General features: G+C 59.2%; 12 protein-coding genes. All 12 read right to left on the reverse strand.

Annotation, left to right across the window (positions count from 1 at the left end; all coding sequences use genetic code 11):
* Positions 1 to 304 precede the first annotated feature (304 nt).
* Positions 305 to 955: a uracil phosphoribosyltransferase gene (gene upp / locus BM062_RS17140; RefSeq protein ID WP_092399032.1), complete on the reverse strand. Its 651-nt coding sequence runs from the start codon at positions 953 to 955 to the stop codon at positions 305 to 307.
* Positions 956 to 1,013: 58 nt separating this feature from the next.
* Complete coding sequence (locus BM062_RS17145) at positions 1,014 to 1,418, reverse strand: MerR family transcriptional regulator (protein ID WP_092399034.1); 405 nt, start codon at positions 1,416 to 1,418, stop codon at positions 1,014 to 1,016.
* A complete protein-coding gene (locus tag BM062_RS17150; RefSeq protein WP_014005494.1) occupies positions 1,415 to 1,858 on the reverse strand; it encodes an integration host factor subunit alpha in 444 nt (147 codons plus the stop codon). The genes BM062_RS17145 and BM062_RS17150 overlap by 4 nt, the downstream gene beginning before the upstream one ends.
* A 112-nt stretch (positions 1,859 to 1,970) precedes the next feature.
* Positions 1,971 to 4,397 (reverse strand): phenylalanine--tRNA ligase subunit beta, encoded by a 2,427-nt coding sequence (pheT, locus tag BM062_RS17155; RefSeq protein ID WP_092399036.1) that lies wholly within the window; start codon positions 4,395 to 4,397, stop codon positions 1,971 to 1,973.
* Between the two features lie 113 nt (positions 4,398 to 4,510).
* Positions 4,511 to 5,527, reverse strand: coding sequence for a phenylalanine--tRNA ligase subunit alpha (gene pheS, locus BM062_RS17160; protein WP_092399038.1), 1,017 nt, complete (start codon positions 5,525 to 5,527; stop codon positions 4,511 to 4,513).
* Between the two features lie 162 nt (positions 5,528 to 5,689).
* Positions 5,690 to 6,049, reverse strand: coding sequence for a 50S ribosomal protein L20 (gene rplT, locus BM062_RS17165; protein WP_014005489.1), 360 nt, complete (start codon positions 6,047 to 6,049; stop codon positions 5,690 to 5,692).
* Positions 6,050 to 6,069: 20 nt separating this feature from the next.
* Positions 6,070 to 6,267: a 50S ribosomal protein L35 gene (rpmI, locus tag BM062_RS17170; protein ID WP_061539612.1), complete on the reverse strand. Its 198-nt coding sequence runs from the start codon at positions 6,265 to 6,267 to the stop codon at positions 6,070 to 6,072.
* 196 nt (positions 6,268 to 6,463) lie between these two features.
* Complete coding sequence (gene infC / locus BM062_RS17175) at positions 6,464 to 6,988, reverse strand: translation initiation factor IF-3 (protein WP_082814671.1); 525 nt, start codon at positions 6,986 to 6,988, stop codon at positions 6,464 to 6,466.
* A gap of 60 nt (positions 6,989 to 7,048) precedes the next feature.
* Positions 7,049 to 8,956 carry a threonine--tRNA ligase gene (thrS, locus tag BM062_RS17180; RefSeq protein WP_092399202.1) on the reverse strand — a complete coding sequence of 636 codons (1,908 nt, stop codon included), beginning with the start codon at positions 8,954 to 8,956 and terminating at the stop codon, positions 7,049 to 7,051.
* 354 nt (positions 8,957 to 9,310) lie between these two features.
* On the reverse strand, positions 9,311 to 10,783 hold the full coding sequence (locus tag BM062_RS17185; RefSeq protein WP_092399040.1) for an efflux transporter outer membrane subunit: 1,473 nt from the start codon (positions 10,781 to 10,783) through the stop codon (positions 9,311 to 9,313).
* A gap of 33 nt (positions 10,784 to 10,816) precedes the next feature.
* Entirely contained in the window at positions 10,817 to 13,912 is a 3,096-nt protein-coding gene (locus BM062_RS17190; protein ID WP_092399042.1) for an efflux RND transporter permease subunit, read from the reverse strand.
* Positions 13,905 to 15,062 (reverse strand): efflux RND transporter periplasmic adaptor subunit, encoded by a 1,158-nt coding sequence (locus BM062_RS17195; protein WP_092399044.1) that lies wholly within the window; start codon positions 15,060 to 15,062, stop codon positions 13,905 to 13,907. Before BM062_RS17195 ends, BM062_RS17190 begins: the two co-directional genes overlap by 8 nt.
* Positions 15,063 to 15,233: the final 171 nt, after the last annotated feature.

Genomic DNA, 15,233 nt, shown 5'->3' on the forward strand with positions numbered 1-15,233 from the left:
GCTATCGAGTGCCTTGCTCATCCGAATCAGGCTCAAGCCACCGTGCACGGCGGCGCTGCTTACCTTCGCCAGGCAGTCACGCCGTTTAGCATGCACTGCAGGGTATTGCTTCAAAATCAGATCTTGTATGATGCGTTGTGCATGCATGGTCTTTCCTTCGCAGTTTGGTCGCTACGAATGAAAGGGGTAACACAGCCATGCATGCACCGTTTTTGAGATTGAAAGTTAACGCGATTTCGGAGAGTTTACAAGCGAAATTTGAGGGGAAGGGTCAGACTCTGACCCTATTTAACTGGTGCGCGGATTATTTGGTGCCGAAGATGCGGTCGCCGGCGTCGCCTAGTCCGGGCACGATGTAGGCATGCGCGTCGAGATGCGAATCGAGGCTGGCAACGTACAGCTTGACTCCGGGATGCGCGTCCTGGAATACCTGCACGCCTTCAGGCGCGGCCACCAGCGCCAGGAAAATGATCTGGTCGTCGCCGACGCCGCGTTTTTTCAGGACATCGACCGCGTGTACTGCCGAATTACCGGTCGCCACCATGGGATCGCACACGATAAAGATCCGCTCCGCCAGGTCCGGCAACCGCACCAGGTATTCAACCGGCTGATGCGTGTCGGGATCGCGATACACGCCGATATGGCCGACCCGCGCCGACGGCACCAGGTCCAGCAAGCCGTCGCTCATGCCGATCCCGGCCCGCAGTACCGGCACCACCGCCAGCTTGCGGCCGGCAATCACCGGCGCTTCCATGCTTTGCATCGGCGTCTCGATCTGCTGCGTGGTCAGCGGCAAGTCGCGCGTGATTTCATAACCCATCAGCAGCGTGATTTCACGCAACAGCTGGCGGAACGTGCGGGTTGATGTTTCCTTGCTCCGCATATGCGTCAGCTTGTGCTGGATCAGCGGATGGTTGAGGATGAAAAGATTGGGGAAACGCGGATCGCTGAGCATAGGTGTAATTATTCCAAATACAAAAAAGGGAGATTGCTCTCCCTCGTTGATTCAATATTCACTGAGCGGCTTGCTCTACCTTGGGTATCAGCAAATCGAGTATCTGTTCCAGTTCATGCCGCACTTCTGTCAGGTTGACTTCGTTTTTCCTGGCCTCGGCAAGCTCGGCTTCGGCGGCGCCACCCAGGCGGCCGTCAAGCTTGTTGCGGGCGCCGCTGATGGTAAAGCCATGTTCATACAATAATTCACGGATGCGGCGGATCAGCAGCACTTCATGGTGCTGGTAATAACGGCGATTGCCGCGCCGCTTGACCGGCTTGAGCTGGGTGAATTCCTGTTCCCAGTAGCGCAGCACATGCGGCTTGACGCCGCACAGGTCGCTGACTTCGCCTATGGTGAAATAACGCTTGGCCGGAATCGGCGGCAATACGACAAGCTCGGACTTACTAATGCGATCGTTCATGAATTAGCTGGGAGAGCGGCGGCAAACTGTTGGATAGGCTGGATCGGTTGCAGGCTTGCGGCTTCAACCATGCCCTTGAGTTTCTGGCTTGCGTGGAAAGTGACCACGCGGCGCGCAGTGATGGGAATCTCTTCCCCGGTCTTCGGATTGCGGCCCGGACGCTGCGGCTTGTCGCGCAACTGGAAATTGCCGAAACCGGACAATTTCACGGATTCGCCGCGTTCCAGCGCATCCCGGATTTCATCGAAAAACGTTTCAACCATGTCCTTGGCTTCACGCTTGTTGAGGCCTACCTGTTCAAACAAAAGTTCAGCCAGTTCCGCCTTGGTCAATGTCGGCAAATTCTTTTCTGCCTGCGAACGGGCTTGCGCTTCGCGCATCGCCCGGTTCAGATCGGCGTCCAGAACGGATTCAAATTCTACTGTCTGCATATTGTTCATTCTGTTGTTACGCCCCCGTCTTTTTGGGATTGCTGCAGCCGGTGCGGCTGTGTGTCGAGCGCACCGGTATTTGCTGCAGGTTTAGATATCATTAAAGCCATTCAATTACAGATCAGGCGCGCAATCTAGCTGTTGGCACCTTGCTGACAGCAGCGATCAAAGCCGACATGGCGGCTTCTACGGTGTCATCTTGAAGGGTGTTTTCAGTATCTTGCAAGGTAAAACGGAAAGCAAGACTTTTTTCGTCATTTTCCAGTCCTTTGCCGTGATATTCATCAAATAAAACAATGGCTTGCAGAATCCGGCAGGCTGGATTCCCTTGCTGCTCAGCAGCAAAAACATCCAGTAAATCTTGTGCATAAACGGCTTGTTTAACCACCACCGCAAGGTCGCGCACCACCGCCGGGAATTTCGAAATCTCGGCATACGCAGGCACTTGCCGTTGCTGCAAGGCCAAGGCGTCGACTTCAAACAAAACCGGGGCCAGCGGCAACTCGTACTTCTGCTGCAGGCGCGGATGCAACTCGCCGATAAAGCCTACCGCGACGTCGCCCAGCAGCACCTGCGCCGAACGGCCCGGATGCAAAGCGGGATGTTCCAGTTTGGCGAAACGCAAAGTTGCGGGTGCAAACAAGGCTTCCAGGTCCGCCTTGACGTCGAAGAAATCGACGGTGCGGCTAGCCTGCCCCCATTGCTCATCTGCTTGCGGACCATAGGCCAGGCCGGCGACCCGCTTCGGCTGTTCAAAACCGGCGACTGCCAGCGGCCCGTCCTGGACTTCCTGGTTACGCGTATACACCGCGCCTGTTTCAAAAATCCGGACCCGGTTCAACTTGCGGTTCAGATTGTATTTGACGTTGGCCACCAGGCTGGCGATCAGCGACGAACGCATCACGCTCATCTGGCTGGCGATCGGATTGAGCAGCTTGATCGGCTCCAGGTTGCCGGCAAAGTCGGCTTCCCAGGCTTCTTCGACAAAACTGAAATTGATCACTTCCTGGTAATCCAGGTCAGCCAGCTGGCGCCGGATCGTGAACAGCGAGCGTTGGTTCTCCGGCGCGATGTACATCGCGTTCGGCGCCACCGGCGGCAAGGCCGGGATATTTTCAAAACCGTAGACGCGGGCGATTTCCTCGATCAGGTCTTCCTCGATCTCGATATCGAAACGGTACGACGGCGGCGTCACCGAAAACACGCCGTTCTCTTGCGTGAACGCCAGGCCCAGGCGGGTGAAGATGTCGGCGATCTGGCTATCCGACAAAGGCACGCCGATGACCTTGATGGCGCGCGCCGTGCGCACCTTGACCGGATCGCGTTTTGGCAGGTTGACGCTTTGATCGTCGACCGGGCCGACCTGGGTCTGGGGCGTACCGCAAATGTCGATCAGCAAGGCAGTGATGCGTTCGATGTGCTCAACCGTGGTCGCAAAATCGACGCCGCGCTCGAAGCGATGGCCGGCATCGGTCGAGAAGTTGAACCGGCGGGCACGGCCTTGTATCGCCTGCGGCCACCAGAATGCGGCTTCCAGGTAGATGTTTTGCGTTTCCAGCGACACCGCGGTAGCGTCGCCGCCCATGATGCCGGCCAGCGATTCGATCTGCCGGTCGTCGGCGATCACGCCGATCCAGTCGTCGACGCTGACCGTATTGCCGTTCAACAGTTTAAGCGATTCGCCAGCCTTGCCCCAGCGGACATCGAGGCCGCCGTGGATCTTGTCCAGGTCGAAGACGTGGGTAGGACGCCCCAGCTCCAGCATGACATAGTTGGAGATGTCGACCAAAGCCGAAATCGGACGCTGGCCGCTGCGCTCCAGGCGCTGCTTCATCCAGCGCGGCGTTGCCGCCTTGGCGTTCAGGCCGCGGATCACGCGGCCGGAAAAACGGCCGCACAGGTCCGGCGCCGAAATCTTGACCGGCAGCGTTTCAGCGATGTTGGCGCTGACAGCCTTGAATACCGGCTGCTTCAGCGGCGTACCGGTCAGCGCCGATACTTCGCGCGCCACGCCCAGCACCGACAGGCAATCGGCCTTGTTCGGCGTCAGCTTGATGGTGAACTTCAGGTCGTTCAGCTCGAAATAATCGCGGAAATTCTTGCCGACCGGCGCATCTTCCGGCAATTCCAGCAAACCGCCATGGTCTTCCGACAGTTTCAGTTCGCGCGCCGAGCACAACATGCCCTGCGATTCGACGCCGCGCAGCTGCCCGAGCTTGATCTCGAATGGCTTGCCATCCGCGCCTGGCGGCAGAATTGCACCGACCATCGCACAAGGCACCTTGAGGCCAGGCCGTACATTCGGCGCGCCGCATACGATATTGAGCATGGTGCCGGTGCCGACATCGACCTGGCAGACATTGAGGCGATCGGCGTTCGGATGCTTGGCGGTCTCGACCACCAGGCCGACCACGATATTGGTAAAGGGCGGCGCAACCGGCTCGACCTCTTCCACTTCGAGACCTGACATGGTCAGCAGATGGGACAATTCGTCCGAAGTCATCTTCGGATCGACCATGGAACGCAGCCAGCTTTCAGAGAATTGCATAGGTAAAACCTTCAAAAACCTTTAGTCACAGAAGCAGGGAACGCTGGGGCATCGGAGCACGATGGCTAGACAACCCGGGCGTCTTCGGCGATGGGCTCGTTTCAGAAGCCAGTTTAATTAAATTGTTTCAGGAAGCGCAGGTCGCCTTCGTAAAACAGGCGCAGATCGTTGATGCCATAACGCAGCATGGTCAGGCGCTCGATGCCGGAGCCGAACGCAAAACCGATGAACTGTTCCGGATCCAGCCCCATGTTGCGCACCACGTTCGGGTGCACCTGGCCGGCGCCGGACACTTCCAGCCAGCGTCCTTTCAGCGGACCGCTGCCGAAGGCAATGTCGATCTCGGCCGATGGCTCGGTGAACGGAAAGTACGACGGGCGGAAACGCACTTGCAGGTCGTCGGTTTCAAAGAAGGCCTTGACGAAATTCAGGTACACGCCCTTGAGGTCGGCGAAGCTGATGTCCTCGGCGATCCACAGGCCTTCGACCTGGTGGAACATCGGCGAGTGGGTAGCGTCGCTATCGACCCGGTAAGTACGGCCCGGCGCAATGACCTTGATCGGCGGCTTGTTCATGCGCGCATAACGCACCTGCATCGGGCTGGTATGGGTGCGCAGCAGCAGTTGCTTGCCTTCGCTGTCCTTGCCGTCGATGTAGAAAGTGTCCTGCATCGAACGCGCCGGGTGGTTTTCCGGGCTGTTCAACGCGGTAAAGTTGGTCCAGTCGGTTTCGATCTCGGGGCCGTCGGCCACGTCGAAACCGATAGAACGGAAAATCTCTTCGATACGCTGCCACGAGCGCATCACAGGATGGATGCCGCCGACGCCGCGGCCGCGGCCCGGCAAGGTGACATCGATCGCTTCCGCATTCAGGCGCTCTTGCATCTGCGCATTGGCCAGTGCATCACGGCGCGCATTCAGCGCGGCTTCGATCTGCTCTTTGGCATTGTTGATGACTGCGCCCTGGACCTTGCGCTCATCCGGCGCCAGCTTGCCCAGCCCCTTCATCTGCTCGGTGATCTGGCCGGTCTTGCCGAGATACTTGGCCTTCGCATTTTCCAGCGCGGCGGCGTCGGCGGCGGCGGTGAAATCAGCTTGGGCTTGCGTTACTAATTGTTCTAGGGAGTTCATGCAGTTTTCCTGCTCCAATGAAGCCGAAATACGCTGATAAAATCGAAAAACCAGCGGTTAAAAACACAAACGGGGCACAAGGTGTTGACCTCTGCCCCGCTCGGGATTGCCACGCTGCCAACAAACACTGCAGCGATGGCAAAACTACGTAACTAAGATGAGTTACGCAGCGATGTTGGCCTTGACTTGATTGACAATCGCAGCAAACGCTGGCTTGTCCATCACTGCCATATCAGCCAGAACCTTACGGTCCAGTTCGATCGAAGCACGCTTCAGACCGTTCATGAATACGCTGTATGTAACGCCATGCTCACGCGAAGCAGCGTTGATACGGGCGATCCACAATGCACGGAATACGCGCTTCTTGTTGCGGCGGTCACGGTATGCATATTGACCAGCGCGCATAACCGCTTGCTTGGCTACGCGATAGACTTTACTGCGGCGACCGCGGTAACCCTTGGCTTGCACCAAGATTTTTTTATGACGGGCACGAGCTGTAACCCCACGTTTTACTCTAGGCATAATAACTCCTTAGTATGAGGTTAAGCGTTCGGCAACATGCGCGAAACGGATACCATGTTGTGGTCATTGACCCCAACGGAACCGCGCAATTGACGTTTGTTTTTGGTGGTTTTCTTGGTCAGGATGTGGCGCTTGAACGCTTGACCGCGTTTAACGGTTCCACCCGGACGCACACGAAAGCGCTTTTTGGCGCTGCTTTTCGTCTTCATTTTTGGCATGACACTATCTGTCCTCTAGGGACAGCTCCTTTTTTAACATGATTGCAGGTGGCAACATGACGTTACGCTTGGATGCCTGCTCTCACTTGTTTAAACCCAGCTGCACCAATGACCGCAACTGAATTTCGCAGCAGAATCTGGCCTGCTGCTTTTGGGCGATCCGGACGATTGCTCATCCAGCTCGCCTAAAATCGAATTACTTTTTCTTCTTGGGGCCAATGATCATGATCATCTGGCGCCCTTCCATCTTAGGCCACTGCTCGACCTGTCCGTACGGCTCCAGGTCTTGCTTCAGACGTTCCAGCATGCGTACGCCGATGTCCTGGTGAGCCATTTCACGGCCGCGGAAACGCAGCGTGATCTTGACCTTGTCGCCGTCTTCATCCAGGAAACGGGTCAAGTTGCGCAGCTTGATGTTGTAATCCCCATCATCGGTGCCTGGACGGAATTTGACTTCCTTGACCAGGATGACCTTCTGCTTCAACTTGGCTTCGTGCGCCTTCTTCTGCTCCTGGTACTTGAACTTGCCGTAGTCCATCAAACGGGCTACTGGCGGCTGCGCGGTCGGTGCGATTTCCACCAGATCAACGTTCGCCTCTTCCGCCAGGCGGAAGGCCTCAGCCAGACTGACGATACCGAGTGCTTCGTTCTCGACACCGGATAAGCGCAATTCTGGCGCAGTAATTTCGCCGTTGATGCGATGTGACTTGTCCGTAGCTATTGCAGTTTCCTTTAAAAATCAAATAATTAAGCCGTGCTCTTGCGCTTCGGGTTGCCCCGTTCAGGCTTTGGTTTCAACCTCGTTCTTGAGGCGTTCCACCAGTACGTCGATAGGCATCACACCCAGGTCGACATTGCCCCGCGCTCGCACGGCCACTGTGTTTGCATCCCGCTCTTTATCACCGACAACCAGTATATAAGGCGGCTTCTGCAAAGAATGCTGCCGTATTTTATAGGTAATCTTCTCATTACGCAAATCGGTCTCTACTCTAAACCCTTGTTTTTTCAGCGTTTGTGCAACATTTTTCACATATTCCGACTGCGCGTCCGAGATATTCAAAACAACAACTTGCACGGGAGCAAGCCACAGGGGCATCGCGCCGGCATGATTTTCGATCAGTATTCCGATAAAACGCTCGAGCGAACCGACAATCGCCCTATGCAGCATGACCGGCACCTTGCGGCCGTTATCTTCCGTGACATATTCCGAACCGAGCCGGCCCGGCATTGAAAAGTCGACCTGCATGGTGCCGCACTGCCAGGAGCGGCCGATCGAGTCTTTCAGGTGGTATTCGATTTTCGGGCCGTAGAACGCGCCTTCGCCCGGCAATTCTTCCCATTCCGTGCCGGAAGCCCGGATCGCTTCGCGCAAGGCGCTTTCCGCCTTGTCCCAGACCACATCTTCGCCGACCCGCTTTTCAGGGCGCAAAGCCAGCTTCACCGCTACTTCGGTAAAACCGAAATCGGTATACACCTGGCGCACCACCTTGTCGAAGGCCGCCACCTCTTCCTGCACCTGTTCTTCGGTACAGAAAATATGACCGTCATCCTGGGTAAAGCCGCGCACCCGCATCATGCCGTGCAAGGCGCCGGACGGCTCGTTGCGGTGGCATTGGCCGAATTCGCCGTAGCGCAGCGGCAGGTCGCGGTAGCTATGCAGGCCGGAATTGAAAATCTGGATATGGCCGGGGCAGTTCATCGGCTTCAGGGCATAACTGCGGCTTTCCGACTCGGTAGTGAACATGTTGTCGCGGTAGTTATCCCAGTGGCCGGTCTTTTCCCACAAAGTGCGGTCCAGGATTTGCGGCGCCTTGACTTCCTGGTAACCGTTATCCTGGTAAACACGGCGCATGAACTGCTCAACCTGCTGCCAGATAGTCCAGCCCTTCGGATGCCAGAAAATCAGGCCCGGCGCTTCATCCTGGAAATGGAACAGGTCGAGCGCGCGCCCCAGCTTGCGGTGGTCGCGCTTTTCCGCCTCTTCCAGCATGTGCAGATAGGCTTCCTGCTCATCCTTCTTGGCCCAGGCGGTGCCGTACACACGCTGCAACATTTCATTTTTTGCATCGCCGCGCCAGTAGGCGCCGGCCAGCTTCATCAGCTTGAACACCTTCAATTTGCCGGTTGACGGCACGTGCGGGCCACGGCACAAGTCGGTGAACTTGCCTTCTGTATATAAGGAGACTTCCTGGTCCTGGGGAATCGAGCCGATCAGCTCGGCCTTGTAAGCCTCGCCTATCGATTCGAAATAGGCGATGGCTTCGTCGCGCGCCACTACCTTGCGTGTCACCGGCTCGTCCTTCTTGGCCAGTTCCGCCATCTTCTTTTCAATCTCCTGCAAGTCTTCTGGAGTGAACGGACGCTTGTAGGCAAAATCGTAGTAGAAACCGTTTTCGATCACCGGGCCGATAGTCACCTGCGCATCGGGAAACAGTTCCTTTACCGCGTACGCCAGCAAGTGGGCGGTCGAATGGCGAATCACTTCCAGTCCGTCGGCATCCTTGTCGGTGACGATGGCCAGCTCGACATCGCGCTCTATCAGGAACGAGGTATCCACCAGCTTGCCGTCGACCTTGCCGGCCAGCGCCGCCTTGGCCAGGCCGGCGCCGATGCTGGCGGCGACCTGCGCCACAGTCAGCGGCGCATCGAATTGACGCTGTGAACCATCGGGAAGTTTGACTGCTATCATTTTGAGCCCCATATCGGCGGTCACTCGGGACGACGCCGGATTGAATGAAATTAACGTGTGCTTTACAAAAACGCGGACGAAAAAAAACGCGGACCAGCCGCGCTTTTTTCATCATGCAGGTAGAAAAAAGCCTCGACTAGCGTCGCTCACAGATCGTGGTGGTAGTTCGCGGTGTCATAACCGGGATGCCTTTCTCGCTCTTACAGATGTGAAATTCGTTTCAGCCTGCCTGCCGCAAAACAGCAATAACAACAGCAGCAACTGGATGTCGCCGATCATACCAGAAAATGGCTGCGGCATGGCAAGTGCACAAGCTGCCGTGTTGCTAAACTGCCTAAATACGCGTCCGCTGGTTTACCTGGCAGGACTGTTGAGCGCAAGCTCGCCGCGATTCCACCAGCCGCCGCCCAAGGCCTGGAACAAGGCCGCCGTATCGGCGAAGCGCGCTGCCTGCGCCTGCGCCAGGCCGATCACCGCTTGTTGGTAAGCCTGTTGCGCGGCCAATAAAGTCTGCGGGCTGGTCTCCCCAAGCTGCACCGACCTGCGTGAAATTTCCAGGCTGCGCGCTGCTGCACGTTCGGCGGCGTCTTGCGCCTGCAAGGCGTCAGCATCGTATTGCAAGGCACGCAAACTGTCCGCCACATTCTGGAAAGCCAGGATCACCGTACTCTTGTACTGCGCGGCCGCCTGCTCCAGCAACGCTTCGGAGGCGCGCTTCCTGTGCAGCAGCGCGCCGCCGGCAAATAAAGGTTGCGTCAAGCCGCCCGCCAGTCCCCACAAGCCGGTGCCCGAAGTAAACAGGTTCCCCATTTCCGCCGCCGCGCTGCCGATATTCGCACTCAAGGTGATCTGCGGCAGCATGTTCGCAGTAGCGATGCCGACCGCGGCGCTGGCCGCATGCAGCTGCGCTTCCGCCGACCGCACATCCGGCCGCTGCCGCACCAGGCTGGACGGCAGGCTGAGCGGCAGCTTCTGCGGCAGGCTGAGACTGGCCAGGTCGAATTTCTGCTCCAGTTCCTGGCTCGGGAAGCGTCCTGCCAGCGCGGTCAGGCGATCGCGCTGTTGCGCCAGCGATTTCTGCAATGGCGGCAAGCTGGCCTGGGTCTGCGCCAGCGCCGCCTGCTGCGTCAGGACGTCGGCCTGGGCGACATCGCCCAGTGCATACTGCCGCTGCAACAGCTCCAGCAATTGTTCCTGCACTTTGAGCACTTCCTGAGTCGCTGCAATTTGTGCCCGCAACCCGGCCTCCTGCACCGCTGCTTCCACTACATTTGAAGTCAGCGTCAGGTACGCTGCCTCCAGCAGGAATTTCTGCTGTTCCGCCTGCGCCTGCAAACCCTCGACCTGGCGCCGGTTGCCGCCGAAAGCATCGAGCGTGTAAGAGACGCTGACCTGCGCCGTATGCAGATTGAACGGCGAGGCGCCCTGCCCGGCCGATACCGGCTGCTTCTGCCGGGTCGGCGCCAGGCTGGCGTTGACGCTCGGCAGGAACGCGCCCTGCTGCGCCGACACCTGCTCCTGCGCCGCACGCAATGCGGCTTGCGCCGATTGCAGGTCGGGGCTGGCTTTCAGGGCTTCCTCGATTACGGCATTCAAGGACGGCGAATTGAACAGCGTCCACCATTGGGCCGGAATGTCCATGCCTTCGACAAATTGCTGCGCATCGCCCCCAAGCGTAGCCGCGGAAGAGGTTTTTTGCGGCAATGGCTCCTTGGTATATCCCTGCACTTGCGGCGCATCCGGCTGCTTGAAATCCGGTCCGGCCGCGCAGCCTGACAGCAACACCGCCAGCGCCGACATCTGTAGTTTCAATTTGATTGCGTTCATTTTTCACCTGCTCAAGATTTGGTCGGTTGCGCGCTAGCGGCCGTCATTTTCCTTGCTGATCCCGCGCCGTTTTTCAATCCAGCTCTCCAGCGAATAATAGAAGGCCGGCAGGATGAACAGCGTCAGCATGGTGGCGACAACCAGGCCGCCCACCACCACAGTCGCCAGGCCACGCTGGACATCGGTGCCGACGCCGGTAGCCAAGGCCGCCGGCAACATGCCCACCGATGCCACCGTGGCCGTCATCAGCACCGGCCGGAAACGTTCGTAGGCGCCCGCCAGGACCGCATCCAGCAAGGCCATGCCCTGGCGCCTGACGCGGTTGATATTCGACACCATGATGATGCCGTTCTGCACCGCCACCCCGAACAAGGCGATGAAGCCGACGCCGCTAGCGACGTTGATGGTGCCGTTGGTGACACGCAGCGCAATCAGCCCGCCAAGTGCGGCCAGCGGCACCACGCCCAGGATCAGCAGCGCCTGGCGCAACTTGCCGAATCCCGCATACAAGATGATCGCCATCAATCCCAGCACCAGGCCGAACACCAGTATCAGGCGCGACTGCGCGCGTTCCTGGTTCTCGAACTGGCCGGCCCATTCGAGGCGGTACCTGGTTTTATCGAAATGCACTTTCTGCGCCACCTGCACCTGCGCATCCTTGTAGTACGACAGCAGGTCGCGGTCCGCATAGTCGAGCCGCACGGTCAGCTGGCGATGCGTGTTTTCATGGGCGATGGTGCTCTCGCCGGTAGTGGTGCGGATATGCGCCACCTGCGACAAGGGAATGCGCGCGCCGCCGGCTGCCGTCAGCAGCAATTGGCCCAGCGCCTCCGGGTTGTTGCGGCTGCTCACGGGGAAACGCACCGTAACGTTATGCACCTTGTCGCCCAGGTACAGCTGGGTCACCGGCGCGCCGCCGATGCCTGTCTGGATAAGGCCGGCGACATCGGCGACGTTGATGCCGAGGCGAGCGGCGGCGGCACGGTCGATATCGATCGCCACCTGCGGCACCGGCGGCTCCTGGAAGATCGCCACGTCAGCCGATCCCGGCACGCCGTTCAGCACTTCGACGATCTGGCTGCCGATGCGCCGCAGTTCCTTGAAATCGTCGCCGTACACGCGAATCACCAGAGGGCTGTGGGCGCCGCCCACCGCATCGTTGACGCCGTCGCTGATCGGCTGGCTGATGCCGATCGAAAAGCCGGGCAGCTGCGACAGGCGGGCGTTGAGCCGGCGCACGAACTGTTCCTTGGTTTCGCCGCTGGTCCAGGTGCTGTAGGGTTTCAGGCCCACCGGTACTTCCATGTGCGACGGCGTCCAGGGATCGGTGCCGTCGTCGCTGCGGCCCAGTTGGGTAACCGCATAAGACACTTCAGGAAACTCCAGCAGGGTACGCCGCAATTCGCTGGCCATTTCGCTGCCTTTTTCCAGCGACAGGCCGGACGGCATCTGCACCTGCAGCCACAACGTTCCCTCATCCAGGTTCGGCATGAATTCGCGGCCGGTGGCCGCGCCCAGCACGATGACGCCGGCCAGTGCCGCCGCCCCGATACCATAGGAAACCGCAGGATTATCCAGCAAGCGGCCCAGGGTTTTGCGGTATGCGGCGCCCAGCCATTCCAGCGGCTTGTTATGGAAAATCCGGCGTGGCTTGCGCAAAGCCATGTAGGCCAGTCCGGGCACCAGCACGATGCTGCACAATAAAGCCCCGATCAAGGCATAGGCCACGGTGAAAGCCATGGGCGAGAGCAGCTTGCCTTCAGCGCGTTCGAAAGCGAACAGCGGCAGATAGGCGACGATGATGATCAGGGTGGCGAAGAAAATCGGCCGGATCACTTCGGTAGTGGCGTCGCGTACGTCGGTCTCGGTCAGTTCCGCATCAGGCTGCGCTTCGCGCCGCCGCAAGATCGCTTCGGTGACCACGATCGCGCCATCGACAATGATGCCGAAATCGATCGCCCCCAGCGAAAACAGATTGGCCGGCATCTTGGTCAGGTACATCATGATGAAGACCGTCACCAGCGCCAGCGGAATCGTCACCGCGGCGACCAGCGCGCTGCGCGGGCTGCCGAGAAACAGGATCAGCACGATGCAGACCAGGCCGATGCCTTCCATGACGGTATGGCCGACCTTGTGTATGGTGAGCTGGATCAGGTCGTCGCGATCGATGTACGGCACGATCTTGACGTCCATCGCCGCCAGCTGCGTTTGCAGCTGGTCCACCTTGGCGTGCACGCCCTTGATGACTTCCGAGGCGTTCTGGTATTTCAGCAGCTTGACCACGCCCTGGATGGTGTCGGGATTATTGTCCTTGCCAAGGATGCCCTGCCTTTCCTGGTGGCTGTATTGCAGCTTGCCCAGGTCGCGCACCAGCACCGGCACGCCGTTGGTCTGCTTGACCACCACGTTGCCGAGATCGGTCAGGCTGCGCATCAGGCCGATGCCGCGCACCACGTATCCCTGCTCGCCGCGCGTGATGCGGCTGCCGCCGGCATTGGCGTTGTTGTTGCTGATGGCGGTAGTCACATCGGACAGGGAAACGTCGAAACGTTCCAGCTGCTTCTGGTCGACTTCCAGCTGGTACTCCATGGTCAGGCCGCCGAAATTGCCGACCTCGGCGATGCCAGGCACTTGCTGCAGTTCAGGAATCACGATCCAGCGCTGGATCTCCGACAGCTCCATCAGGTTCTTGCTGTCGGACTCCAGCGTGTAGCGGTAGATTTCACCGGCAGGACTGGTCACCGAATCCAGGCTGGGCGTTATGCCGGCCGGCAGCGCCGCTTGCGTCATGCGTTCGGCGACGCGCTGGCGCTGCCAGTAATCTTCGGCGCCGTCCTTGAATGTCAGCGTGATCAGCGACAAGCCGAAAGTACTTGACGAACGCATATGCACCAGGCCAGGCGTACCGCTCAGCTGGCGCTCCAGCGGGATGGTGATCTGCTGCTCGATTTCCTCAGCGGCCAAGCCCGGCGCCTGGGTCGTCACCTGGGCAGTGACATCGGACAGCTCGGGATACGCCTCGACCGCCATCCGGGTCCAGGAATAATAGCCGAACAGCGTCACCATCAATGTCACCAGGATGACCGCATAGCGCTTCTGCAGGCAGTAACGGACGATGTTGTTAATCATTGAGCAGCACTCCGCCCTTGGTCACCACGCGCTCGCCGACCTGCAGTCCGCTCTGGATGCGCACGCTGCCGTCTTCCTGGCTGCCGGTTTCTATGGCGCGGCGGACAAACGTCCAGGGCGCCACTTCGACGAATACCGTGGTGTTTTCGTTATTCATCAGCAGCGCCGACGGCGGCACTGCCGGCGCCGTAGCCTGGGCCACGGCAAAAGACACATTGGCAAACATGTTCGGCTTGAACCTGCCGTCTGCATTGGGCACGCTGATACGCACCAGCGCCCTGCGCGTATCGGCCTGCAGCACGTCGCTGACGAACGACACCTTGCCTTGGAACCGCTCACCGGGATAAGCCGGCAAACTGATGCTGGCCGCCTGCCCTTTCTTGATCGACGACAGCATGTTTTCCGGCACGTTGGCGGTAATCCAGACATTCTCCAGGTTGGCGATCGTCATCAGGACGGCGTTCGTATCGTTGGCCGACTGTCCTGCGCTGACAGCCAGTTCAGTGATGCTGCCGAGGTTCGGCGCAACCAGGTTGAGGCGTTGGCCGCTGCGGTCGGCAGCACTTGCGCCGCTGGCGCTCAGCGATTTGAGGCGGGTATCGGCGCTGGCGAATTCAGCTTGGGCCTGGACATAGGCGCTTTCTGCCTGCTCCAGGTCTTTGGCTGCTCCGGCGCCAGCCTGCTGCACGCCGCGCTGCCGCTCCAGCGCGCGCTTGGCCAGCTGCAGCGCATCGCGGGTCTTTTGCAGCTCGGCGCTAGCCTGGGCAAAATCGCCGGAAGTCATCACCAGCAGCAACTGTCCTTTGCGCACGCGGTCGCCAAGGCCGACCTTCAATTCCAGCACCTTGCCGGCCACCGGCGGCACGATATTGACGGTGCGGGCAGGGTCCGCCTCCACCTGCGCCGGCAGTTCCAGTGCATGCGCCGCGTCCAGCGCCGCCACCGTTTGTACGGCAAGGCGCTGCCGCAACGGCGAATGTTCCGGGATCGTGATGCGTTCGCCTTGCCTGGTGAAATTAGGAGCCGGTTGCGCGCCGGCAGCGCTGGCGGACGCCTTGCTGTCGAATACGACGAAGGCCAGCCTGCCGGCAATCAGGATGACGATGGCGAGAGTCATCAGGGGTTTTCGCCGGAAAATATTCTTGTTCATGATCGTGCTCGTGTTAAGAGATTGTGGTTCACGTCAGCCCCTGGCTAGATCGCCATGCAGAGGGCGGAATGCTGTTTTTTTTTCAACCGGGATAGTTGCCGGACATTGCCGGCGGCACCGGTTTGGGTCAGCGCGGCTGAAGAGCGGCGCAGGGAGCTCGCGTGCGGTGGC

Source organism: Collimonas sp. OK412 (assembly GCF_900112135.1).
In the GTDB taxonomy this organism is placed as follows: domain Bacteria; phylum Pseudomonadota; class Gammaproteobacteria; order Burkholderiales; family Burkholderiaceae_D; genus Collimonas; species Collimonas rhizosphaerae.

Excerpts from the sequence above, each read along its gene's own strand:
- upp (WP_092399032.1), bottom strand. The coding sequence starts at position 955 with ATGCTCAGCGATCCGCGTTTCCCCAATCTTTTCATCCTCAACCATCCG.
- BM062_RS17145 (WP_092399034.1), bottom strand. The coding sequence starts at position 1,418 with ATGAACGATCGCATTAGTAAGTCCGAGCTTGTCGTATTGCCGCCGATT.
- BM062_RS17150 (WP_014005494.1), bottom strand. The coding sequence starts at position 1,858 with ATGAACAATATGCAGACAGTAGAATTTGAATCCGTTCTGGACGCCGAT.
- pheT (WP_092399036.1), bottom strand. The coding sequence starts at position 4,397 with ATGCAATTCTCTGAAAGCTGGCTGCGTTCCATGGTCGATCCGAAGATG.
- pheS (WP_092399038.1), bottom strand. The coding sequence starts at position 5,527 with ATGAACTCCCTAGAACAATTAGTAACGCAAGCCCAAGCTGATTTCACC.
- rplT (WP_014005489.1), bottom strand. The coding sequence starts at position 6,049 with ATGCCTAGAGTAAAACGTGGGGTTACAGCTCGTGCCCGTCATAAAAAA.
- rpmI (WP_061539612.1), bottom strand. The coding sequence starts at position 6,267 with ATGCCAAAAATGAAGACGAAAAGCAGCGCCAAAAAGCGCTTTCGTGTG.
- thrS (WP_092399202.1), bottom strand. The coding sequence starts at position 8,956 with ATGATAGCAGTCAAACTTCCCGATGGTTCACAGCGTCAATTCGATGCG.
- BM062_RS17185 (WP_092399040.1), bottom strand. The coding sequence starts at position 10,783 with ATGAACGCAATCAAATTGAAACTACAGATGTCGGCGCTGGCGGTGTTG.
- BM062_RS17190 (WP_092399042.1), bottom strand. The coding sequence starts at position 13,912 with ATGATTAACAACATCGTCCGTTACTGCCTGCAGAAGCGCTATGCGGTC.
- BM062_RS17195 (WP_092399044.1), bottom strand. The coding sequence starts at position 15,062 with ATGAACAAGAATATTTTCCGGCGAAAACCCCTGATGACTCTCGCCATC.